Source organism: Streptomyces sp. WAC03905, assembly GCF_057371075.1.
On sequence record NZ_JBXYDZ010000003.1, the window covers coordinates 2,267,038 to 2,289,593 of the forward strand.

The window sequence follows — 22,556 nt, forward strand, 5'->3', positions numbered from 1 at the left end:
GATGATGGCACGCCCCCGGCCCCGCTACGGGCGCCCGGGGCGTCCCGATGCCATCACGTGATCAGGCTGTGACCGCTCGTTCGACCAACGACTGCGCGAGTCCGGGGAGTTCCGCCCGGTCGGCGGCGGCCCCGCTGAGCCAGTGGACCCGCGGATCGCGGCGGAACCAGGAGTCCTGGCGCCGGGCGAACCGCTTGGTCGCGCGCACGGTCTCCGCCCGGGCCTCGTCCTCGGTGCACTCGCCGGCGAGCGCGGCGAGCACCTGTTGGTAGCCCAGCGCCCGGGAGGCGGTGATGCCGTCGCGCAGCCCGCGTGCCTCCAGCTCGCGGACCTCGTCCACGAGGCCGTCCTCCCACATCCGGTCGACGCGCAGTGCGATCCGCTCGTCGAGCTCGGGCCGGGCGACGTCGACGCCGATCTGGACGGTGTCGTAGACGGACTCGTGGCCGGGCAGGTTCGCGGTGAAGGGCTTGCCGGTGATCTCGATGACCTCCAGCGCGCGGACGATGCGGCGGCCGTTGCTGGGCAGGATCGCCCGGGCCGCCTCGGGGTCGGCGGCGGCGAGGCGGGCGTGCAGGGCGCCGGGGCCGCGCAGCGTGACCTCTGCCTCCAGCCGGGCGCGGACCTCGGGGTCGGTCCCGGGGAACTCCATCACGTCCAGGGCGCCGCGGACGTACAGGCCGGAGCCGCCGACCAGGACGGGGGTGCGGCCCTCGGCGAGCAGTCTGTCGATCTCCAGGCGGGCCAGCCGCTGGTACTCGGCGACGTTGGCGGTGTCGGTGACGTCCCAGATGTCGAGGAGGTGGTGCGGGACGCCGCCGCGCTCCTCGGTCGTCAGCTTGGCGGTGCCGATGTCCATCCCCCGGTACAGCTGCATGGAGTCGGCGTTGACGACTTCGCCGTCGAACCGGCGGGCCAGGGCGACGCCCAGGTCGGACTTTCCTGCCGCGGTGGGACCGACGACGGCGATGACCCGCGGGGCGGGGGCTGCATTCCTCACGGGCCCAGTCTCGCAGCCCCTGGTCAAGACGTGCTCATGTACCCGATCGAGCGACGTGACGGGGTGGGGGCGATGTCGTTGCCCTGGCGAGGTTCCGGCCGGTCGTACGCCGTGCGTACGACCGGCGCGGGCCCCGGCGCAGGCCGGTTCGTTCGACGCGGAACTTCACTCACACGCGTAACGTTACGGGAGTAGACATGGGCGTTTTTGATCGGTTTTTTCGTCGTAAGGACGAGGCCGTGACCGAGCAGGTCGCGGCCGCGGCTCCGGCGGCGGAGTCCGGTGCGGAGGACGAGGCCGCGCCTGCTGTCGTGGAGAGCGAGCCGGCGGAGGCCGTGGAGATCCCCAAGCAGCAGTCGGCCGAGGTGGCCGCGGACAGCGAGGCCGGCGAGGGCGCCCGCACGTAGCGCACGCCAACGGAAGGTGACCCATGGGCCTGCTGGACAATCTGAAGGCCAAGCTCGCTCCGGCGAAGGACAAGGTCGGCGACCTCGCGCAGCAGCACGAGAGCCGGATCGGCGAGGGTCTGGACAAGGTCGCCAAGGCCGTGGACTCCAAGACCAAGGGCAAGTACAGCGGCCAGATCACGAGCGGAACGGGCAAGGCGAAGGACGCCCTGGGAAAGATCGCGCACAAGGACACCCCCGGCGGGCAGACGCCGCCGGCCGCCTCCTGACGCGGTACGGGAACGCCGAAGGGGCGCGGACCCGGCTGATCCTGGTTCCGCGCCCCTTCGGCGTCGCCGGTCCCGCCCGCGCGCCCGTTCGCTACGACCAGGTGGCGACGAAGTACCCCACGCCGTACGGGGCGTCCTCGTACAGCAGCCGACCTTCGAGGCCCGCACCCTCGGCGGCGCCGGCGAGCACCTGCCAGGGGGCCCGCCCGGCGGCCTGGAGCTGGGCGGCGAGCCCAGCGTCGATCGCGGCGAGCGCGGCCACGTCGGCGGCGCCCAGGGCGCGGGCGGCGGCCTCGTCGAAGCCCGCCGCCCGCTCGTCCAGGTACCCGGGGGCCTTGAGGGTGCGGCAGGCGCTGCCGTCGCCGAGGACCAGCATGGCCACCCGGTCGGCGGAACGGCCCAGGTCCGCCCCGAGGAGTCCGCAGCCGCTGGGCGGGAGGTCCACCGCGACGGCCACGCCGGCGACCGGGGCGACCGCCCAGCGGGCCCGGCCGAGCAGCCAGCCCCCGACCGCGAGGGAAGCCGGGAGGGTGACCCCGGTGGCCTGGCCGCTCGGCGGTTCGCCCGGGTCCGGGCCGAGGGTGACGGTCAGGTCCACGCCGAACCCGGCGAAGCCGCCAGGGGTGCCCTGGTCGTACCCGCCGCCCTCCTCCGCGGACCCGACCACGACCAGCAGGTCGGGCCTAGAGGCGGCGAGCACCGCGAGGGCGTCGGAGCAGGCGGTGCGGGCGTCGCCGAGTTCGGCGGCGGCGCCCGCGGCGACCTCCGGCACGAGCAGCGGCGGGGCGGGACAGACGGCAGCGGCTACGAGCATGATCCGCAGCCTAGCCGGACCGTCCCGCCGGAGCCTCAGGAGGAGGCGGGCACCGAGCAGCCGGAGGCGGCGGCCGGCAGGGGCGCCGGGACGCCCAGCGTCGGGATGCCGAGCATGACGCCCGCGGGCTGGGCCGGGGCGGCGTTGCGCTTCTCCCAGGCGTCGCCGGCGCGGGTGCGGCGCACGGTCACGGTCGGGCCCTCGGCCAGCAGGTGGTGCGGGGCGGCGTAGGTGATGTCCACGGTGACCACGTCACCGGGGCGCACGTCCTGCTCCGGCTTGGTGAAGTGGACCAGGCGGTTGTCGGGGGCGCGGCCGGACAGGCGGTGCGTGGCGCCGTCCTTGCGGCCCTCGCCCTCGGCGACCATGACCTCCAGCGTGCGGCCGACCTGCTTCTTGTTCTCCTCCCAGGAGATCTCCTCCTGGAGGGCGACCAGGCGCATGTAGCGTTCCTGCACGACCTCCTTGGGGACCTGCCCCTCCATGTCGGCGGCGGGCGTGCCGGGCCGCTTGGAGTACTGGAAGGTGAAGGCGTTCGCGAAGCGCGCCTCGCGCACCACGTGCATCGTCTGCTGGAAGTCCTCCTCCGTCTCGCCGGGGAAGCCCACGATGATGTCGGTGGAGATCGCGGCGTGCGGGATCGCCGCGCGCACCTTCTCGATGATGCCGAGGAAGCGCTCCTGGCGGTACGAGCGGCGCATCGCCTTCAGGATCGGGTCCGAGCCGGACTGCAGCGGCATGTGCAGCTGCGGCATCACGTTCGGGGTCTCGGCCATGGCCGCGATCACGTCGTCGGTGAAGTCGCGCGGGTGCGGGGAGGTGAAGCGGACCCGCTCCAGGCCCTCGATCCCGCCGCAGGCGCGCAGCAGCTTGCTGAAGGCCTCGCGGTCGCCGAGGTCGGAACCGTAGGCGTTCACGTTCTGGCCGAGCAGGGTGATCTCCGAGACGCCCTCGGCGACCAGGGCCTCCACCTCGGCGAGGATGTCGCCGGGCCGGCGGTCCTCCTCCTTGCCGCGCAGCGCGGGCACGATGCAGAAGGTGCAGGTGTTGTTGCAGCCGACGGAGATCGAGACCCAGGCGGCGTAGGCGGACTCGCGGCGGGTCGGGAGCGTGGAGGGGAAGGCCTCCAGCGACTCGGCGATCTCGACCTGCGCCTCGTTCTGGATGCGGGCGCGCTCCAGCAGCACGGGGAGCTTGCCGATGTTGTGCGTGCCGAAGACGACGTCGACCCACGGCGCCTTCGTGACGATCGTGTCGCGGTCCTTCTGGGCGAGGCAGCCACCGACGGCGATCTGCATGCCGGGGCGCTTCGTCTTCATCGGGGCGAGCCGGCCGAGGTTGCCGTAGAGCTTGTTGTCGGCGTTCTCACGGACCGCGCAGGTGTTGAAGACCACGACGTCGGCGTCGCCGTCGGAGCCCTCGGGCGCCCGGACGTATCCGGCGTCCTCCAGCAGACCGGAGAGCCGCTCCGAGTCGTGCACGTTCATCTGGCACCCGTAGGTGCGCACCTCGTAGCTTCGCTTCTCGTCCACTGCCTGGCTCCGGTCGCTGCTGGTCATGCAACAAGGGTAGGCGGTGGACGAGAGCCCTCCGGTCGCTGTGCGGCCGGGCCCGGGGCGGGAGCCGGACGAACCGGTCGAGCAGCAGGTCAGGGACGCGGAGGGGACGCTCGTGCGGGGTGGGGGCGGGCCCGCGCCGTGACAGGACGGCGGCCGGGTGGCAGGATCGCGCCCATGCCTCTCGTACCGCCCCGGATCAGCAGGCGCCATGCCCTGCGGGTCCTGGTGGCCGTACTCGCCGTCCTCGGCGTCCTCACGTGGTGGCTGAAGCCCTTCGGGCCGTCGGAGCCGGAGGGCGAGCTGACCTTCAGCACGGGGGCGCGGACCGGTGTCTACCACCGGTACGGACAGCTCCTGCAGCAGGCGCTCGGGCAGGACATGCCCGGGGTGGACGTCACGCTGGTGACCAGCGAGGGCTCGCAGGAGAACCTGAAGCGGCTGGCCACCGGCGAGGCGGACTTCACCGTGGCGACGGCGGACGCCGTCGCCAAGTACCAGCTCGACGGGAAGCCCGGCGCGGACCTCCTGCGCGGGTGCGCGCGCCTCTACGACGACTACGTGCAGCTGGTGGTGCCCGCCGGTTCCCCCGTGCAGTCGGCGCGGGACCTGCGGGGCAAGCGGGTGGCGATCGGCCAGCCCGGCTCCGGGGTGCGGCTCGTCACGGAGCGGCTGCTCACCGCGGCGGGCATCGACCCCGTCCTGGACATCACGCCGGTGTCCATCGGCATCGACACCATGCCGACGGAGCTGGAGGCGGGCCGGATCGACGCGTTCTTCTGGTCGGGCGGCCTTCCGACGAACGCGGTGAAGGAGCTGTCGGAGCGTTTCGACATCCGGCTCGTGCAGCTCGGCGACCTGGTGGAACAGCTCCAGGGCAGCGGCAGCCCCGCGCGGTACTACCGGACGGCCGTCATGCCCCAGGACGCCTACAGCCGGGCGCGCAACACCAGTGCGGTCACCACCCTGGCCGTGCCGAACCTGCTGGTGACCACGGCCAAGACCGACCCCGAGCTGACCGAGCGGCTGACCCGGACCGTGATCGGGAGCCGCGACCGGGTCGGGCGCGCGGTGCACGCGGCGCAGCTGGTGGACCTGCGGACGGCCATTTACACCGACCCGCTGGAGCTCCACGAGGGTGCCGGCCGCTACTACCGGTCCGTCAAGCCCTGACGCCCACGCCCTACCGCCCGGGCCCCGACCGCCCATGCCTCCCTGACGCTCATCCCGCGGGCGAGGGGGCGGAGGGCGGCAGCAGCATGGTCGCCGCCGCGGCCGCGCCGATCAGGCCCGCGTGGGTGCCCAGCGTCGCCGGCACCACGCGCAGCCCCTGGACGAAGGAGAGCGCGGCGTACTGGGCGAGGTGGGAGCGGATCGGGCCGAAGAGGGTGTCTCCCGCTGCGGCAACGCCACCCCCGATGACCGCGATGTCCGTTTCCACGAGCGTGGCGCAGGCGGCGATGGCGGCGGCGAGGGCCCGCCCGGCGCGGTCGAAGGCGGCCAGGGCGATGGGATCGCCCTCGGCGGCGGCCGCGGCCACGCCCGCCGCCGAGGCATCGGGCGCGGCGCCCCCGTCGGTGCCGGCCGACGGCTTCCAGCCCTGGTCGCGGGCCCAGCGGGCGATCGCCGTGCCGGAGGCGATCGATTCGACGCAGCCGCGGCTGCCGCAGGCGCACGGCTCGCCGTCGAAGGCCACGCTGATATGGCCGATGTGGCCCGCGTTGCCGGTGGGCCCGGGGTGCAGCCGGTTGTTGAGGATCAGGCCCCCGCCGACGCCCGTGGAGACCACCATGCACAGGGCGTTGGCGTGCCCGCGGGCCGCGCCGAGCCAGTGCTCGGCCGCGGTCATCGCCACGCCGTCGCCGGCCAGGACCGTCGGCACTGCGGCTCCGCGCGCCGCGAGTTCCGCCGCGACCCGCTCCTGGACGGGGAACTCCCGCCACGCCCCGATGTTGACCGGGCTCACCGTGCCCCGGGAGGTGTCCACGGGACCGGCACTGCCGATGCCGCAGCGGACCGCGGAGGCCCACAGCGGTGACGCGGCCAGCTCGGCCACGACCTCGGCGACCGCCGCCATGACGCCCTCGGCGTCCGCCGCGCGCGGGGTCGCCCGGCGGGTGGTGGCCGACATCGTGCCGTCGGGGTGCACCAGCGCCCCGGCGATCTTCGTGCCGCCGATGTCGATCGCCACCGTCGGTCCGGTGGCCGCTGCGGCTGCGCGCGGTGTGGGCGACGGGCTGGTGGGGGTGATCACGGTGGCGGCTCCAGGGAGGGTTCAGGAATCAGTATGCGCGGGGGCCGGGGCCGTGCTCTCGCGAGGCTCCAGCCGCGGCCGCTCGCTCTCCCGTACCCCGGCCGGCCCGCCGGCGAGCACGGACAGCAGTTCCTCGGCGGCCAGTCGCCCGAAGCCCGCCGTGTCGCGGACGAGGGCGGTGAGCCGCGGGTGGGTGACCCGGCACAGCGCGGAGTCGTCCCAGGCCACGATCGACAGCCTGTGCGGCACGGGGATGCCCAGCTCTGCGGCGACCGCACGGCCGGCGACGGCCATCACGTCGTTGTCGTAGACGAGCGCGGTCGGGGGCCGCGGCTCGGCGAGGACCCGGCGGGTGGCGGCGGCGCCCTCCGCGTCCGAGTAGTCGGTGACCACCGAGCGCACGTCGTCCGGGCCGAGGCCGCGCCGCTCGGCCTCGGCCCGCAGGGACTCCATCCGGCGGACGGTGTGGGCGAGGCCGGGCAGCCCCGCGATGTGGACGATCCGGCGGTGGCCCAGCCCGTGGAGGTGTTCCAGGACCTGCGCCATCGCACCGGCGTCGTCGGCCCGGACCGAGGACACGGGCGGGGCTCCGGAACCGCCCGGCGACACGGGACCGGCCGAAGGCGCGCGGCCGGCCGAAGGCGCGCGGCCGGCCGAAGGCGCCGGACCGGCCGGGGGGCCGGGCTCGCCGACGGTGACCGCGGGCAGGCCCAGCTCCGCGAGGAGCGCCGGGCGCGGGTCCCCGTTGCGCGGGTCGACGACGAGCACGCCGTCGACCCGCCGCTCCGCCCACCAGCGGCGGTAGACCGCGCATTCGGCGTCCACGTCCTCGACGACCTGGAACAGCAGCGCGGTCCGGGCGGCCGAGAGGACCTCCTGGATGCCGGAGACGAGTTGCAGGAAGAAGGACTCGACGCCGAGGGTGTGCGCGGGCCGGGCCAGGACCAGCCCGACGGCTCCGGACCGTTCGCCGGAGAGGGCGCGGGCGGCGCTGTTGGCCTGCCAGCCGAGTTCCTCCGCGACGCGGCGGATCCGGGCCCGGGTGTCCTGCGAGACGCCCGGCCGGTCGTTCAGGGCGAAGGACACGGCGCTCGCCGACACCCCTGCCCGGCGGGCGATGTCCTTGATCGTGGGTCTGCGGGCCATGCTGCCTCATTCGGCTACGGGTGCGGAAGGACTACGTGCGGACGCGTGCGGACGACCGCGGACGGCTGCGGACGACCGCGTGCGGACGACGACGACGGCACGTGCCGGACCGTACGCGACCCGGCTGCCGCGGACGACCCGTCAACCGCCGCCGCCCGCCGGGCACGGACCGGGAATTCCCCGTCCCCGTCCGCACGGCCACCGGCGCCACGCCATCACTAAACCGCATTAGTCGTAAGGGCGTTTCACGACAGAGCCCTTGGCGCGACCGGGCTGAAGCGCATAAGTGGACCACTACGAGGCCCTGTTGACTTTGCGCACCGACAACGGCATTTTGTGGCGCGCCCGGTGAATTCGTGCGGACTCCAGAACCCCAGGACGCCACGTGCAGAATGACGCGCTCCGCTTCGGTGCCAACTACACGCCGGCCCAGGGCTGGTTCCACCACTGGCTGGACTTCGACCTCGACGAGGTCCGGACCGATCTCGACGCGATCGCCGCGCTCGGGCTGGACCACGTCCGCGTCTTCCCGCTGTGGCCGGTCTTCCAGCCGAACCGCGCGCTGATCCGGCCGCGCGCCGTCGAGCAGCTCGTCGCGCTCGCGGACGCGGCCGCCGAGCGGGGGCTCGACGTCCACGTGGACGGACTGCAGGGACACGTGTCGAGTTTCGACTTCCTGCCCGCGTGGATCCGGACCTGGCACCGCCGCAACCTCTTCACCGACCCCGACGTGGTCGCCGGCCAGGAGGAGTACCTGCGCACGCTGGCCACGGCCCTCGCCGACCGGCCGAACTTCCTCGGCATGACCGTCGGCAACGAGATCAACCAGTTCTCCGGCGCCCCGCACCCCGATCCCGACCGCATCACCCCGGCCCAGGCGGCCCGCTGGCTGGAGCGGATGCTCGCCGCCTGCGAGCGGGGGGCGCCCGGCCGGCTCCACCTGCACGCCGAGTACGACGCCGTCTGGTACCGGGACGACCACCCCTTCACGCCCGCCCAGGCCGCCCGGCTGGGCGCGGTCACCGCCGTGCACTCCTGGGTGTTCGACGGCACCGCGCAGCGCCACGGGGCGTGCGGTACGGCGACCGAGCACCACGCCGCGTACCTGATCGAGCTCTCCAAGGCCTGGGCCCTGGACCCGCACCGGCCGGTGTGGCTCCAGGAGGCGGGTGCCCCGGCGCCGCTGATCGGACCGGACCAGGCCGCCCGGTTCACCGAGGCCACCGTCGTCAACGCGCTGGACTGCCCGGACCTGTGGGGCGTGACCTGGTGGTGCTCGCACGACGTGTCCCGGGGCCTCGCCGACTTCCCGGAGCTGGAGTACGGCCTCGGCCTGCTCACCAACGACGGCCGGACCAAGCCGGCCGGCGCCGCCCTCGCCCGGATCGCCGCGCAGTGGCGCGGCCGCGAGCACCGTCCCGCTCCGCGCTCCACCGCGCTCCTCGTGGCCGCGGGCGGGGCGGAGCGGGCCCCTCGCCGTTCCGTGTGCGCCCCCGGCGGCACGTTCTTCGACGCCTGGACGGTGCTGACGGCCCGGGGGGTGCGCCCCGCGGTGGTGCGGGCGGAGCACGCCGAGGACCGGGCCCATCTGGCGGCGCGCGGCATCACCGAGGTGCTGCACGTCCGCGACGTCCTGTGATCCGACCCGGTCCCGGCCCGTCCCGGCCCGCCGCACCGACACCGCGCCCGCATCCGGCCCCGCATCCGACCCCGCCCACGCGGTCCGACCACTCATGAGGAGCCCCGCATGTCCGAGACCGACCACGGCGTCGAGCGCCGCACGCCGCCCGCCCCGTTACGGCCGGCTCCGCCGCGCCCGACCCGGCGCAGAGTGCTGGCCGCCGGGGCCGGCGCCGCCGCGCTGCTGGGCGTGGCGGGGCGCGCGCGGGCCGCGGCCGCAGCGGAGCCGGCGGTTCCCGCGGCGGCCCCGGCCGACCCGGCCCCGTACGCCTCGTACTGGTTCCCGGACTCCCTCCCGGCGGGCACCCCCGGCCCCGGGATCGTGTGGCGTTCGCTCAGCCGGTGGAGGCCCGAGGACGAGCCCGACCTGGCCCACAACACCGCGACCGTGCCGCTCGCGGAGCGGTTCACCCCCGTCCCGGTCAACAGGACGGCCCGCGCCGGCGAGGCCCGTGTCGCCTCCCTCGTCTCCTTCGCCCCGACCGCGGGGAACCCTTCTCAGGGCTCCCCCACCGCCGACTACTACGCCCTCACGCACTGGGCGTACCTCGACGAACTGGTCTTCTGGGGCGGCTCCGCCGGCGAGGGGATCGTCCTGGCCCCCAACGCGCCCGTGGTCGACGCCGCCCACCGCAACGGGGTGCGGGTCCTCGGCAACGTGTTCCTGCCCCCCGTGGCGTACGGCGGCGACCTGCAGTGGACGCGCGACCTGGTGCGGCGCGACGCCCTCGGCCGCTTCCCGATCGCCCGGCAACTCGTGCGGGTGGCCCGGACGTACGGCTTCGACGGCTGGTTCGTCAACGCCGAGACCGACGGCGGCGACAGCGCCCTCGCCACCCGCATGCGGGAATTCCTTCGCGCCCTGCGGGCGGCGGGCGAGCCGCACGGGCTGCGGATCACCTGGTACGACGCCATGAACAGCACCGGCCGGGTCGGCTGGCAGGGCGCGCTGAACCCCCTCAACCAGGAGTTCTACGAGGACCGGGCCGGGAAGGTCGCCGACACGGTGTTCGTCGACTTCCGCTGGACCCCGCAGACGCTGGCCGCCTCGGGCGCGCTCGCCGACCGGCTGGGCCGCTCCCGCCACGAGCTGTGGGCGGCCGTGGACACGGAGTCCCGGGGCTGGGACGCGGACGTCCGCTGGGACGCGATCGTCCCGCGGACCGGCGGCCACGTCGTCAGCTACGGCTTCTACCGGCCCGATTGGACCCGCAACCACCTCACCGACCGCTCACCCGGGGCCTTCCACCACGCCGACGACCGGTTCTGGACGGGCGAGTCCCTGGACCCGGCCCGGCCCGCGCCCGAGGGGACGTGGCGGGCGCCCGCCACGGTCGTCGCCGACCGGTCGACCGTCTCCGGACTGCCCTTCGGCTGCTCCTTCAACACCGGACACGGGCTGCGCTGGTACGAGAACGGCGAGGTCGTCTCGGACGCTCCGTGGAACCACCTCGGGCTCCAGGACCGGCTGCCGGGCCGGCGCTGGGTGGTGGACACCACCGGAACGCGCCCGTCCGTCACCCTGGACTTCGCGGACGCCTGGCGCGGCGGTTCCAGCCTGCTGGTCTCGGGCGTCCTGACGGCCCCGGTCGCCGTCGGGCTGCACGCCACGCGGCTGCCGCTGACCCGCGGGAGCGTCGTGGAGCTGGTGCACGCCACCGGTCCGGGTGCGGTGACGGTCGAGGTCGGCGTGGCCACCGGGGAGCCCTCCGCCCCGGGGGAGCCGGTCCCGTACGCCTGGCTGCCGACCGCCGACGGGGCCGCCGACGGGACGGGCGACGCGAGGGGCGGAGCCGCCGGCTGGCGCACGGCGCGGGTCGCGCTGGCGCCGCTGGCGGGCAGGACCGCGTACGGCCTCGCCGTACGGCTCACCGCACCCGGGGGCACCCCGACGGCGTGGCGGCTCGGCGCGCTGTCGGTGCACGACGGCGCCCGCCCTCGCCGCCCCGCCCCGCCCACCGCGCCGACCGTGGACGCCGCGGCCCGCGAGGACGCCCGCGCACGGCTCCGCCTGTCGTGGCGGGCGGCGGCGGCCGGACCGGGTGGGCGGCCGCGCCACTACGAGGTGCACCGGGTGCTGCCCGGCGGCGACCGGCGCTTCCTCGGCGGCACCTGCGGCACCGCCCTCTACCTGCCGGAGGTCCCGCGGGCGGGCCGGGAGCGGTCGGCGGTCTTCGAGGTGCGGGCCGTGGACGAGCTGTACGCCGCGTCCGCGCCCGCGCGCACGACCCTGTGCTGGGAGCCGTAGGAACACTCCGGCCGGGCCTGCGTCAGGGACCCTCGGGGCTCGTGCGCGGGACGGTCACCGTCACCCTCAGTCCGTGCGGCGTGTTCGTCGCGTAGGAGAGGGTGCCGCCGCCCCCGGCGAGCAGGGTGCGGGAGATCGACAGACCGAGGCCGGATCCCTTGACGTTCTGGTGGCGGCCGCTGCGCCAGAAGCGGTCGCCGACGCGCAGCAGCTCCTCCTCGGTGAGGCCGGGGCCGCGGTCGGCGACGACCACGCGGACCGAGCGGCCCTCGGCCGAGACCGTCACCTCGACCTCCTCACCCGCGGGAGTGAACTTGAGGGCGTTGTCGATCACGGCGTCGAGTGCGCTGGACAGGGCGATGGGGTCTGCCCAGCCGGTGACGGCGGTCCGGCCCGTCCCGGTGAGCCGTACGCCCTTCTCGTCGGCGTACGGCCGCCATGCGGCGACCCGTTCCGCGGCCAGGGCGCCGATGTCGGTGAGGCTGATCTCGGCGGAGGCGTGCTCGGCCAGCGCCAGGTCCAGGAGGTCGTCGAGCACCTGCGTCAGGCGCTTGCCCTCGGTGCGCACGGAGGCGATCTCCTCGTTGCCCTCGGGCAGTTCGAGGGCCAGCAGCTCGATGCGCAGCAGGAGGGCCGCGAGCGGGTTGCGCAGTTGGTGCGAGGCGTCGGCGACGAAGGCCCGCTGCTGCTCCAGTGCCTCTTCGACGTTGTCGGCCATCTCGTTGAACGAGTGCGCCAGGCGCTGGAGTTCCGGCGGGCCGCTGGCGGCCGCGACGCGGGAGTTCATCCGGCCGGTGGCGATGCCGTGGGCGGCGGTGTCCAGGGTCCGTACGGGCTTCAGCACCCAGCTGGTGAGCCGCAGGGCGGCGCCGAAGGCGACCAGCATGGCGGCGGTGAGACCGCCGGCGATGAGCAGCCAGCCCTTCAGGATGCGGCCCCGCATGAGGTCGGTCGGCGATTCGGTGGCGACGACGGCGACCACGTCGCCGTCGAGGACGACCGGGGAGACGACGAGCAGCTTGCCGTTGGTCTGCCAGGGCCACACCTGGGGCGGGTCGTGGCTGCGGCGTCCGGCGAGCGCCTCGCTGAAGGCCTTGCGGCCCTCACCGGATTCCGGGAGCCGCCACCAGCCCGGGGAGCGGACCATGGCGTTGTCGTCGCGGTTGAAGATCCCGACGCGGATGCCGTACAGCTCGTGGTAGCGGCCGAGTTCGTGCTGGAGGGTCTGCTCGCGCTCGTCGGCTCCGGTGGAGCCCGAGCCCCGGGCGTCGATGACGAACTGGGCGAGTGCCGCGAAGCGGGCGCTGTCGTCGATGCGGTCGACGACCACCCGCTGCTGCTGTCCGGCGGCCAGGCTCACGGCGAGCGGGAAGCCGAGGGCGAGCAGGGTGCCGGCCATCAGGATGACGAGCAGGGGGAGCAGGCGGGCGCGCACGGCAGGAGGTCCCTAGGGGGCGGCCGGGGTGACGAGCCGGTAGCCCACCCCGCGGACGGTCTCGATGAGCGCGGGCATGCGCAGCTTGGAGCGCAGCGAGGCGACGTGGACCTCCAGGGTGCGGCCGGTCCCCTCCCAGCTGGTGCGCCACACCTCGCTGATGATCTGTTCACGCCGGAAGACGACGCCGGGCCGCTGCGCGAGCAGGGCCAGCAGGTCGAACTCCTTGCGGGTGAGGGGTACGTCGGTGCCGTCCACGCTGACCCGGCGGGTGGGCAGCTCGATGCTGACGGGGCCGAGCCGGACGGTGGCGGGCGCGCCGGTGCCGGTACCGGTGGTCACGGTCTCCTCGGAGGCTCCGGTGCGCCGGGCGACGGCGTGGATGCGGGCGAGGAGCTCGCCGGTGTCGTAGGGCTTGACGACGTAGTCGTCGGCGCCCATGTTCAGGCCGTGGATGCGGGAGCGCACGTCGGCCCGCGCGGTGACCATGATGACGGGCGTGGCGGTGCGCTTGCGGATCCGGCCGCACACCTCGTAGCCGTCCTGGTCGGGCAGGCCGAGGTCGAGCAGGACCACGCCGAAGGGCGGGGCGCCGGCGGGCAGGAGGGCCTGGAGGGCCTCTTCGCCGTTGCGGGCGTGGGTGACCTGGAAGCCGTGGCGGGCGAGGATCGCGGACAGGGCGGCGGCGACGTGATCGTCGTCCTCGACGAGCAGCAGTCTCATGTCGTCCCCCTCTCCTTCGTCTCTCTCGGGTTCCGCGTGCGGCCCGCGCCCGGGCCGCTGTCACGGCTCGTGCGGTCCGTACGGCTCGCGCGCGGTCGGTCGGTGCCGCGCGTGCGGCCGCGGAAAAGGCCACCCTGCATCCACGCCCATGCGGAGTCCCACGTCAAGAGGGGTTCCGCCGCGGCGCGCCTACCGTTATGCACCCGGTACGCGTACATGATCGACCACGCCGGTGCCGCGCACGGAGCGTATCCGGAAGAGGCCGGATCGTTATGCTCAATTCTCCCTCAGATGTGATGACGTTGTGCGCGGGACGTCACTACTGTCCTCCCAACCGAGGAGGACGGAGCTAGAAGCCGATGAGCGGAGTATCAGTGACCAAGGACGTTCAGGACGCGGCCGGTGCCGCGGACGACCTGGTCGTGCTGAGCAACGTCAACAAGCACTTCGGCGCGCTGCACGTGCTTCAGGACATCGATCTGAGCATTGCCCGCGGTGAGGTAGTCGTGGTGATCGGTCCTTCGGGATCGGGCAAGTCCACGCTGTGCCGGACCATCAACCGCCTGGAGACCATCGACTCGGGCACCATCACGCTCGACGGCAAGGAGCTGCCCTCCGAGGGCAAGGAGCTCGCCCGTCTGCGCGCCGACGTCGGCATGGTGTTCCAGTCGTTCAACCTCTTCGCGCACAAGACGGTGCTGCAGAACGTCATGCTGGGCCAGCTCAAGGTCCGCAAGACCGACCAGGCGGCGGCCCACGCGAAGGCGCTGTCGCTGCTGGAGCGGGTCGGCGTCGCGTCGCAGGCCGACAAGTACCCGGCCCAGCTCTCCGGCGGCCAGCAGCAGCGCGTGGCGATCGCCCGGGCGCTGGCGATGGAGCCGAAGGTGATGCTCTTCGACGAGCCCACCTCGGCGCTCGACCCGGAGATGATCAACGAGGTGCTGGAGGTCATGCAGCAGCTCGCCGCCGAGGGCATGACCATGGTCGTCGTCACGCACGAGATGGGCTTCGCCCGCTCCGCGGCGAACCGGGTCGTCTTCATGGCCGACGGAAAGATCGTCGAAGAGGCCACCCCCGAGCAGTTCTTCAGCAACCCGCGCAGTGATCGGGCGAAGGACTTCCTGTCGAAGATCCTGCACCACTGACGGCTGCCGTCTGGTAGTGATCCCCTGGCGGCCCGGCGCACGCGTCGTCGCTCGTCGTCCAACAACGTCTCATCCGAGGGAAGTTCACCATGAAGATCTCCAAGGCTGCTGCGGCCGCGGCCGTCGCCGTCGCCCTGTCCCTGACCGCGACCGCGTGTGGCGGCGGCGCCGACAAGGCGAGTGATGGCGGCGCGTCCGGTGGCGCCAAGAAGGACAAGATCGTCATCGGCATCAAGTACGACCAGCCCGGTCTGGGCCTGAAGACTCCGGACGGCAAGTTCACGGGCTTCGACGTCGACGTGGCGACCTACGTCGCCAAGGAGCTCGGCTACCAGCCCGACCAGATCGAGTTCAAGCAGGCCGTCAGCGCTGAGCGCGAGAACCTGATCTCGAACGGTGACGTCAAGCTGGTCGTCGCCACCTACACGATCAATGACAAGCGCAAGGCGCGGGTCGACTTCGCCGGCCCGTACTTCCTGGCGCACCAGGACCTGCTGGTCCGCGCCGACGACACCTCGATCACCAAGGCCGAGGACCTCAACAAGAAGAAGCTCTGCTCGGTCACCGGTTCCACCTCCGCGCAGAACGTCAAGACCAAGCTGGCCCCCGACGCCGACCTGCAGGAGTACCCGGGCTACTCCGAGTGCCTGACGGGCCTGGAGAACAAGGCCGTCGACGCCGTGACCACGGACGGTTCCATCCTGGCCGGCTACGCCGCGCAGGAGAAGAACAAGGGCAAGTTCAAGCTCGCCGGCCTGAAGCTCAGCGACGAGCCCTACGGCATCGGTCTGAAGAAGGGCGACAAGGAGCTCCAGACCAAGGTCAACGCCGCGCTCAAGAAGATGGTTGAGGACGGCTCCTGGCAGAAGGCCGTGGACGCGAACCTCGGCCCCGCCGGCTACAAGGCCGACCCGGCCCCGCAGATCACCGAAGGCAGCTGATTCATCGGTGAGGAGCGTCGCCGCCCGCCTGCCGCGGGCGGCGGCGCGCCTCACCGGCCATCCTGGGGAGAGCGCAGGGCAACGTGTTCGACTTTCTTACTTCCGGGCAGTACGACGTGCTCGGAGCCTTCTGGGTGACGGTTCAGCTCACCCTCTACTCGGCGATCGGGTCCCTGATCTGGGGCATCCTGCTGGCAGGGATGCGGGTCAGCCCGGTCCCGCTGATGCGGGCCTTCGGCACCGCGTACGTCAACACCGTACGCAACACGCCGCTGACCCTGCTGATCCTCGGATGCTCGCTGGGCCTGTACCAGACCCTCGGCATCAACCTGGGCGGTGACACCTCCAAGGAGGCCGGCTTCCGGCTCGCCGTCCTCGGCCTGATCGCCTACACGGGCACCTTCGTCTGCGAGGCTCTGCGCTCCGGCATCAACACCGTGCCCGTCGGCCAGGCCGAGGCGGCTCGCGCTCTGGGGCTGAGCTTCTTCCAGGTACTCCGCCTGATCGTGCTCCCCCAGGCCTTCCGGGCGGTCGTCGGCCCGCTCGCCAACGTACTGATCGCCCTCACCAAGAACACCACCGTGGCGGCGACCATCGGCGTGGCCGAGGCGGCCCTGCTGATGAAGGAAATGCTGGAGAACGAGGCGGACGCGCTCTTCGCGGTCTTCGGGGTCTTCGCCCTCGGTTTCGTCCTGCTGACCCTGCCCACCGGCCTGCTGCTGGGCTGGGTGGCCAAGCGAGTGGCGGTGAAGCGATGAGCTCCGTTCTGTACGACACCCCCGGCCCCAAGGCCAAAGCGCGCAACTGGATCTACACCGGGGTCTTTCTGGTGCTCCTCGGGCTGGCTCTGTGGTGGGTCCTCGCCCGCATGGCGGAGAAGAACCAGCTCGACGCCGACAAGTGGACCCCCTTCGTCACCGACAGCCAGATCTGGACGACGTTCCTGCTGCCCGGCCTCGGCGAGACGCTTAAGGCCGGTCTGATCGCCATGGTGATCGCCCTGCCGCTGGGCGCGCTCCTCGGTATCGCCCGGCTCTCGGACCACGCATGGGTGCGCGTGCCGGTCGGCGCGGTCGTGGAATTCTTCCGCGCCATCCCGGTCCTCATCCTGATGATCTTCAGCTCTGCCCTGTACGTGATGCTCGGGACCGTCAGCTCCGACCTGAGGCCGCTCTACGCGGTGGTCACCGGTCTTGTGCTCTACAACGCCTCGGTCATCGCCGAGATCGTCCGGGCCGGCATCCTGTCGTTGCCCCGCGGCCAGACGGACGCGGCCAAGGCGATCGGCATGCGCAAGGGCCAGACCATGCTGTACGTCCTGATTCCGCAGGCCGTCACGGCGATGCTGCCCGCGCTGGTCAGTCAGCTCGTGGTGATCCTCAAGGACACGGCCCTCGGTGGCGCCGTCCTGGGCTTCGCAGACCTGATGTCGATGAACCGGCAGATCTCCGCCAACTACAGCAACACCATCGCGACCATGGTCGTGATCGCCGTGATCTACATCGCGGTGAACTTCGCCCTGACCACCCTGGCTTCCTTCTTGGAGAAGCGGCTGCGGCAGTCGAAGAAGGGCACCGGCGCCGTCGTCGAGGGCGACGTGGCCGAGGTCGACGCGGGCGGCGCGGCCGGCGTGGGCAAGGCCCCCTGACCCACCCGGCGGAACAACAAGTAGGGGCCTCCGGTCGGGATGCCTCGACTTGCACGAGGAGGCGCAGCCCGAAAGGGGCTGACAACCACTCAGCACAACGGCATGGCATGTGTGGTGCGGCGGATCTCATCCGCCGCACCACACACTGCGTTGAGGCCCGGCCGGCCGTCCCACTGCACCGTGGCTCGCGTGCGACGGGGATGCCCGGGTCTCAGGCTCCCGGCAGCGGCGCCCCGATCAAGCTGCAGGTCCTTCGTGACATGTCGATGCCTCAGACTGCGAACCGTGCGAGAGGTGCTGCTCGCACGCGGCGGCCCACCCGGAAGGTCCGCTCGGACGCCGCGCGCCGGACCACGTCGGCTGTTCGGCTCCCAGGGACGCGCTGCGAACACAGGAGTGTGTCAGGCGAGCATCCTGCTAATAGGACCTTGTCCAGACGTTGCCGCCCCTGACAGCAGTGTTCGGCGGGCAGAACGCGAAGGAGTACCCGCTGCTTGACCAATCCCCCGCATCCCGCTCGACGAGGCCGTTGTCATCCCAACGCGCACACGTAACGGTCGCCTTGAAGCGTCCGCCATTGGGATGCTTACACGTGGCCATCCACCCCCCACCGGCCGGAGTCTGGACGCTACTGCATCCTTCCGGCCAGCCCATGGGAGCCGCAGTCGCCGTACCCTGGAGACCGAGTAGCGCCATTGCCGCACCGGCGAGTACTGCCGTGTAAATCTTCTTCATTCTCATTGAGCCTTTCGCGATCGATCCAGACGCGGTCAGGTGTTGTTCCTCGGAGACGACTCAAGTCCAGCGGAAAAGGCTCGATAGGAGCCTTGGCAGTAGGCGTAGGAGAACCCAACCTGCCTCCAATCGCCGTAGAACATCTCCACCTGTCCGGTATCGGTGCTCCTACAGTTGGCGACGGCCCGATAGGAGCCGCCGTTAGCGTTCTGACACCTGGCGACCGCCCCCCAGTGCCCCTCAGGCTTCTCCGCGAGGCAACCGGTGGGATGCGCCATGACGCCAGCCTCGGATGCCGATGCCGTCGCCCCTCCGCTAAGCGATAAGAAACCAGCCAGCATGACTCCGAGCGCCGGCGCGAGAGCTATCCGACGACTGCGAGCACTCTTCAACAATTTCCTTCACCCTTCGATCTGAGCGACCAGCACTCAATAGGCCTTCCGAGAGGACAGCAGGGATGGCTTTCCAAATCTCACCCCTGCACACGGTGGTCCATCTCCACCCCCGCACAGCCACGACAATTCCACGCCCCATTGGGTCAGAGCAAGCGAGATAACGACGTTCTGAGGGTTATTTGAGCCTCGGAATGCCCGGAGTGGGAGAAAAAGCGAGGCAAACCGCGCCATAGCCACCCCGCTCGATTAATTGACAGGATTAATTCCGGTCGAAATGACCTGATTTCGAGGTGGTGAATTCAAGCCGCATTGGACCGAAATTAACAATGCGGAGATTTGAGCCAGGCGATGACTTGAATCAGCCGGAGCATGTAACGACCCCCTCACGCAGCCGGCATTCTGGGGCCTGCGTGTCTGCAACACCTCGCCGGCGTGCGAATCGCGGCGCGGGCATCGAGCGGCGGCAAGCGGACCGATGCGGAGAGGTCGACCCATCGGCGGCCCGGCGGTCGGCATGGGTGCGGATATGCTCGGAGCAACAACTTGCCGGGGCCTGACGTACGGTCAGTCGTAGTGCGTACCCCGTGTGGTGCGGCGGAGCTCATCCGCCGCACCACACTGCTGTGCGCCGTCGGGTGTCACTTGACGCAGGAACCTTCAGTCGGTTGCATACTTCTGTGATCACATACCGGACATCGGGAGCCGCGCCATGGACCCGGTGATCGTCGTCGGCGCGGGCCCCGTCGGGCTGTCCCTGGCGCTCGCCCTCGCGGGCGCGGGCGTGCCCTCCGTCGTGCTCGACGAAGGTCCGGGCAAGGACGAGGTCCGTCCGGCCCGTTCGGTCGTGCTGCACGCGGACACCGCCGCCATGGCGCACCGGCTGGGCTGTACGACGCTGCGCGACGAGGGGGCGTACTTCGCCGCCTGGCGCACCATGCGGCGCAGCCGTGACACCCACCGGCTGACCTTCGAGGAGCACCCGGCCCCCCTGCACGTCCCGCAGCACGCCCTGGCCCGCGGACTGCGGGACGCGGCCGCCGCGCACCCCCTCGTCCAGCTGGTCTTCGACAGCAGGCTGGACTCCCTGGAACAGGACGACCGGGGCGTCACCGCGCACACCCGGGGCGCCGAGACCACCTGGTGGCGGGGGAGTTACCTGGTCGGCTGCGACGGAGCCCGCTCCACCGTGCGCAAGCTGCTCGGCATCCGCTTCCCGGGTCGCACCGCGGTCGAGCGCCACGCCGTGGCCGCGCTGCGCACCGAACTGCCCTGGCCCGGAGAGGCCCTGCTGCACCGGGGCGCACAGCAGGAAACCACCTCGCGACCGCTGCCCGACGGGGTCTGGCGGCTGGACTGGCTGCTCCCCGCCCGCGGCGACCTGGTGACCCCGGACGCGCTGGTCACGCTGATCCGCGACACTCTCGCGCGGTGGTGCGGCGGCACGACTCCCCCGTACGACCTGCTGGACACCGGCGTGCACACGCTGCACCACCGGCTGGCCCGGCGCTGGCGCGACGGGCGGGCCTTCCTCGCCGGCGACGCCGCCCACCTGTTGGGCGCACTGGGCACCCAGGGGGTCGAGGAGGGGCTCCGCGACGCGGAGAACCTCGCGTGGAGGCTCTCCCTGGCCTGGCACCAGGGTGCCTCCGAGTCGCTGCTGGACGGATACGAGGGCGAGCGGCGCACCGCCGTGGCCGCCCGGCTGCGCGCGGCCGACCAGGCGATGCCGGCGCTGCGGTCCGGGGGCGGGCTGCGCACCTATCTCCCGGGGGCCTCGCGTTCCGCCGAGTCCCTGCTCGCCGACGGGCACCTGGGACGGGGGCCGCTGGGCGCGGAGCCGACGTACGCCCCGCCCGTTGCCGTGCGCGAGGTGCCGACGGCCACGGAACCGGGGGGTCCGGTGGCGAACGTCCCGGTCACCGCGCCCGACGGAGCGACCGTGCCGCTGCGCGACCTGCTGGGACAGGGCCGGCTGCTGGTGGTCCTGGTGGCTCCCGGCACCGGGGTCTGGGACCGGCGCCACTGGCTGGGCGCCGGGCTGATGCCCCGTCTGGCGGCGGCGGTCAGCGCGCTGCCGGTCCGCACCGACCTGCTGGTCGCGGACAGCTATCCGGGCGCCCCGGCCCACACCGTGCTGCTGGTGCGGCCGGACGGGCACCTCGCGGCGACCTTCGCGGGGGTCCGCCCGGCGGAACTGTACGAGGCCGCGGACGCCCTGCGGGCCGGTGCGCCCGAGCGCCGGGTCCCCGCGCCCTCCTCGGCCGCCTCCACGTCGGCCTCGTCGTCGGCCCCGACGTCCGCTTCGACCTCGCCGACCGTGTGATCGATTGACCGTGCGCGGGCGCGCGTGGTTCACTCGCGAAATGACCGGCAACGACGTACGCCTGTGGCGGAGGGTCCATATGGACCTGCTCCGCTACGCGGGCTGCGTGTGTCGCCCTTCCTGCTGATTCGCCCTTTCCCCCTGCGCGCCCCGTGCCGTCCACCGGCCTGCGCGCATTTTCCGCGAACCCAGGAACGGTCCTCCTCCATGTCTGCATCCGCACCCGCACCCGCGTACACCCCTGCGTCCGTGCCCGCCGGGGGCCCGACGGCCACCGAGCTCCTCGACTTCGCCCTCCGAGCCGCTGGCGACCCCGACCTCGTGGCCTCGCTGCCGCTCGACCCCGAGGGCCGTACCTGGATCCGCCTCGACGGGCCGGGCGGCAGCGAGGCCTGGCTGATCGGCTGGCCGCCGGGCACCGGCACCGGCTGGCACGACCACGCCGAATCGCTCGGCGCGTTCGCCACCGCCCGGGGCCGGCTCACCGAGCGCTCGCTGGCCGTACGCCTGCCCTCGGAGGGCTGGCGGTCGCTGGAGCTGGCCCCCGACGTCGACCGCAGCCGCACGCTGGCGGCGGGTGGCGGCCGCGCCTTCGGCCGGCACCACGTGCACGAGGTCCTCAACGAGTCCCCGCAGGAGCACGCGGTCTCCGTCCACGCCTACTACCCGCCGCTGCCGCTGATCCGCCGGTACAGCCGCAGTGGGCCGGTGCTGCACCTGGAGCACGTCGAGCGTCCGGCGGACTGGCAGTGAGCGCCCCGGTCGGCATCGACGAGCTGCTGGAGCGCGTCCGGGCGGGGTACACCCGGGTCGACGCGCAGGAGGCGTACGCGGCCGCGTCGGCGGGGGCGCTGCTGGTGGACATCCGCTACCAGGCCCTGCGGGAGCGCGACGGCCTGATCCCGGGGGCGCTGGTGGTCGAGCGCAACGAGCTGGAGTGGCGGCTGGATCCGACGGGCAGCCACCGTGCGCCCGAGGCCACGAGCCACGACCTGCGGGTGGTGGTGATCTGCAACGAGGGCTACGCGTCCAGCCTCGCGGCGGCCTCGCTGCACGCTCTGGGTCTGCACCGCGCCACCGACCTGACCGGTGGTTTCCAGGCGTGGAGGGCGGCCGGCCTCCCGGTGGTCGTCGCGGGTGTCGTGCCCCCGCGTTCCTAGCCGGTGTCCGCGGGCCGCACCGTACGTGCGGCCCCGGGCGCTGCCCCCGACCTGCGGCGGCCGGCGTGCGGTGGACGGCGTGCGGTGGACGGGAAGCGTGAAGTCGGTGTGCTCAGTCCCCGTACCCGAGGTCGTCGGCGTCCTCGCCCTCCGCCTCCAGGGCGCGACGGACCACGCGCAGGGCCATGCCCTCCGGGTATCCCTTGCGGGCGAGCATCCCGGCGAGGCGCCGGATCCGCTTGTCCCGCTCCAGACCCCGGGTGGAGCGGAGCTTGCGCTCCACGAGCTCGCGGGCGGTCTGCTCCTCCTGGTCGGAGTCCAGCTGTTCCAGGGCCTCCTCCACGAGGGTGGCGTGCACCCCCTTGGTCCGCAGCTCCTGGGCGAGCGCCCGACGGGCCAGGCCGCGGCCGCGGTGGCGCGACTCGACCCAGGCTCCGGCGAACGCCGCGTCGTCGATCAGGCCCACCTCCTCGTACCGGGAGAGGACCTCCTGCGACACCTCGTCGGGGATGCCCCGCTTGTGCAGGGCGTCCGCCAGCTGGCGACGGGTGCGCGGGCTCCCCGTGAGCAGGCGCAGGCAGATCGCCCGCGCCTGCTCCTCGGGGCTCTGGGGCGGCAGCTCCTGGCGGCCCTCACGGCCTCCTCGGCTCCCGCCGCCCCCTTCCTGCTCTCGCACG

Annotated in this window: 21 protein-coding genes; 13 read left to right on the plus strand and 8 right to left on the minus strand. The window is 72.7% G+C overall.

What is annotated here, in order from left to right; translation table 11 throughout:
• Positions 1–61: 61 nt before the first annotated feature.
• Complete coding sequence (gene miaA, locus AC2RP6_RS12535; RefSeq protein ID WP_486446313.1) at positions 62–1,000, minus strand: tRNA (adenosine(37)-N6)-dimethylallyltransferase MiaA; 939 nt, start codon at positions 998–1,000, stop codon at positions 62–64.
• Between the two features lie 239 nt (positions 1,001–1,239).
• Between miaA and AC2RP6_RS12540 the strand changes: the two genes are divergently transcribed.
• Both AC2RP6_RS12540 and AC2RP6_RS12545 read left to right on the plus strand, forming a co-directional pair.
• Positions 1,240–1,407 carry a gliding motility protein gene (locus AC2RP6_RS12540; protein WP_486446314.1) on the plus strand — a complete coding sequence of 56 codons (168 nt, stop codon included), beginning with the start codon at positions 1,240–1,242 and terminating at the stop codon, positions 1,405–1,407.
• A gap of 23 nt (positions 1,408–1,430) precedes the next feature.
• A complete protein-coding gene (locus AC2RP6_RS12545) occupies positions 1,431–1,676 on the plus strand; it encodes an antitoxin (RefSeq protein WP_486446315.1) in 246 nt (81 codons plus the stop codon).
• A gap of 91 nt (positions 1,677–1,767) precedes the next feature.
• Here AC2RP6_RS12545 and AC2RP6_RS12550 read toward each other — a convergent pair whose 3' ends face one another.
• Together AC2RP6_RS12550 and miaB are read right to left on the minus strand one after the other, a co-directional pair.
• Positions 1,768–2,490 carry a class III extradiol ring-cleavage dioxygenase family protein gene (locus tag AC2RP6_RS12550; RefSeq protein WP_486446316.1) on the minus strand — a complete coding sequence of 241 codons (723 nt, stop codon included), beginning with the start codon at positions 2,488–2,490 and terminating at the stop codon, positions 1,768–1,770.
• 35 nt (positions 2,491–2,525) lie between these two features.
• Positions 2,526–4,049 carry a tRNA (N6-isopentenyl adenosine(37)-C2)-methylthiotransferase MiaB gene (gene miaB, locus AC2RP6_RS12555; protein WP_486446317.1) on the minus strand — a complete coding sequence of 508 codons (1,524 nt, stop codon included), beginning with the start codon at positions 4,047–4,049 and terminating at the stop codon, positions 2,526–2,528.
• Positions 4,050–4,223: 174 nt separating this feature from the next.
• On the opposite strand from miaB, the gene AC2RP6_RS12560 reads away from it, so the two are divergent.
• Positions 4,224–5,219, plus strand: coding sequence for a TAXI family TRAP transporter solute-binding subunit (locus tag AC2RP6_RS12560; RefSeq protein WP_486446318.1), 996 nt, complete (start codon positions 4,224–4,226; stop codon positions 5,217–5,219).
• Between the two features lie 49 nt (positions 5,220–5,268).
• Here the strand turns inward: AC2RP6_RS12560 and AC2RP6_RS12565 are convergent, their stop codons facing one another.
• Positions 5,269–6,300, minus strand: coding sequence for an ROK family protein (locus AC2RP6_RS12565; RefSeq protein WP_486446319.1), 1,032 nt, complete (start codon positions 6,298–6,300; stop codon positions 5,269–5,271).
• A gap of 21 nt (positions 6,301–6,321) precedes the next feature.
• On the minus strand, positions 6,322–7,446 hold the full coding sequence (locus AC2RP6_RS12570; protein WP_486446320.1) for a LacI family DNA-binding transcriptional regulator: 1,125 nt from the start codon (positions 7,444–7,446) through the stop codon (positions 6,322–6,324).
• 385 nt (positions 7,447–7,831) lie between these two features.
• Here AC2RP6_RS12570 and AC2RP6_RS12575 point away from each other — a divergent pair, with 385 nt between their 5' ends.
• A complete protein-coding gene (locus AC2RP6_RS12575; RefSeq protein WP_486446321.1) occupies positions 7,832–9,085 on the plus strand; it encodes a glycoside hydrolase 5 family protein in 1,254 nt (417 codons plus the stop codon).
• 108 nt (positions 9,086–9,193) lie between these two features.
• Complete coding sequence (locus AC2RP6_RS12580; RefSeq protein WP_486446322.1) at positions 9,194–11,374, plus strand: endo-beta-N-acetylglucosaminidase; 2,181 nt, start codon at positions 9,194–9,196, stop codon at positions 11,372–11,374.
• Between the two features lie 22 nt (positions 11,375–11,396).
• Here AC2RP6_RS12580 and AC2RP6_RS12585 read toward each other — a convergent pair whose 3' ends face one another.
• Entirely contained in the window at positions 11,397–12,809 is a 1,413-nt protein-coding gene (locus AC2RP6_RS12585) for a sensor histidine kinase (RefSeq protein WP_486446323.1), read from the minus strand.
• Between the two features lie 12 nt (positions 12,810–12,821).
• Positions 12,822–13,532 carry a response regulator transcription factor gene (locus AC2RP6_RS12590; RefSeq protein ID WP_486446324.1) on the minus strand — a complete coding sequence of 237 codons (711 nt, stop codon included), beginning with the start codon at positions 13,530–13,532 and terminating at the stop codon, positions 12,822–12,824.
• A 359-nt stretch (positions 13,533–13,891) separates the two neighbouring features.
• Between AC2RP6_RS12590 and AC2RP6_RS12595 the strand changes: the two genes are divergently transcribed.
• From AC2RP6_RS12595 to AC2RP6_RS12630, 8 genes are all read left to right on the plus strand, one after another.
• On the plus strand, positions 13,892–14,677 hold the full coding sequence (locus tag AC2RP6_RS12595) for an amino acid ABC transporter ATP-binding protein (protein ID WP_366681940.1): 786 nt from the start codon (positions 13,892–13,894) through the stop codon (positions 14,675–14,677).
• 89 nt (positions 14,678–14,766) lie between these two features.
• A complete protein-coding gene (locus AC2RP6_RS12600; protein ID WP_030650263.1) occupies positions 14,767–15,618 on the plus strand; it encodes a glutamate ABC transporter substrate-binding protein in 852 nt (283 codons plus the stop codon).
• Between the two features lie 83 nt (positions 15,619–15,701).
• Entirely contained in the window at positions 15,702–16,376 is a 675-nt protein-coding gene (locus tag AC2RP6_RS12605; protein WP_030650261.1) for an amino acid ABC transporter permease, read from the plus strand.
• The gene (locus tag AC2RP6_RS12610) at positions 16,373–17,266 is read left to right on the plus strand and encodes an amino acid ABC transporter permease (RefSeq protein WP_486446325.1); all 894 of its coding nucleotides are present in this window, start codon (positions 16,373–16,375) and stop codon (positions 17,264–17,266) included. Before AC2RP6_RS12605 ends, AC2RP6_RS12610 begins: the two co-directional genes overlap by 4 nt.
• A gap of 1,839 nt (positions 17,267–19,105) precedes the next feature.
• Positions 19,106–20,719 (plus strand): FAD-dependent monooxygenase, encoded by a 1,614-nt coding sequence (locus AC2RP6_RS12615; protein WP_486446326.1) that lies wholly within the window; start codon positions 19,106–19,108, stop codon positions 20,717–20,719.
• Between the two features lie 40 nt (positions 20,720–20,759).
• Positions 20,760–20,846, plus strand: coding sequence for a putative leader peptide (locus tag AC2RP6_RS12620; protein WP_311318651.1), 87 nt, complete (start codon positions 20,760–20,762; stop codon positions 20,844–20,846).
• 80 nt (positions 20,847–20,926) lie between these two features.
• Positions 20,927–21,472 carry a cupin domain-containing protein gene (locus AC2RP6_RS12625; RefSeq protein WP_486446327.1) on the plus strand — a complete coding sequence of 182 codons (546 nt, stop codon included), beginning with the start codon at positions 20,927–20,929 and terminating at the stop codon, positions 21,470–21,472.
• Positions 21,463–21,879 carry a rhodanese-like domain-containing protein gene (locus tag AC2RP6_RS12630; protein WP_486450313.1) on the plus strand — a complete coding sequence of 139 codons (417 nt, stop codon included), beginning with the start codon at positions 21,463–21,465 and terminating at the stop codon, positions 21,877–21,879. Before AC2RP6_RS12625 ends, AC2RP6_RS12630 begins: the two co-directional genes overlap by 10 nt.
• Positions 21,880–21,991: 112 nt before the next feature.
• On the opposite strand, the gene recX is transcribed toward AC2RP6_RS12630, so the two are convergent.
• Entirely contained in the window at positions 21,992–22,555 is a 564-nt protein-coding gene (gene recX / locus AC2RP6_RS12635) for a recombination regulator RecX (protein WP_486446328.1), read from the minus strand.
• Position 22,556 lies beyond the last annotated feature (1 nt).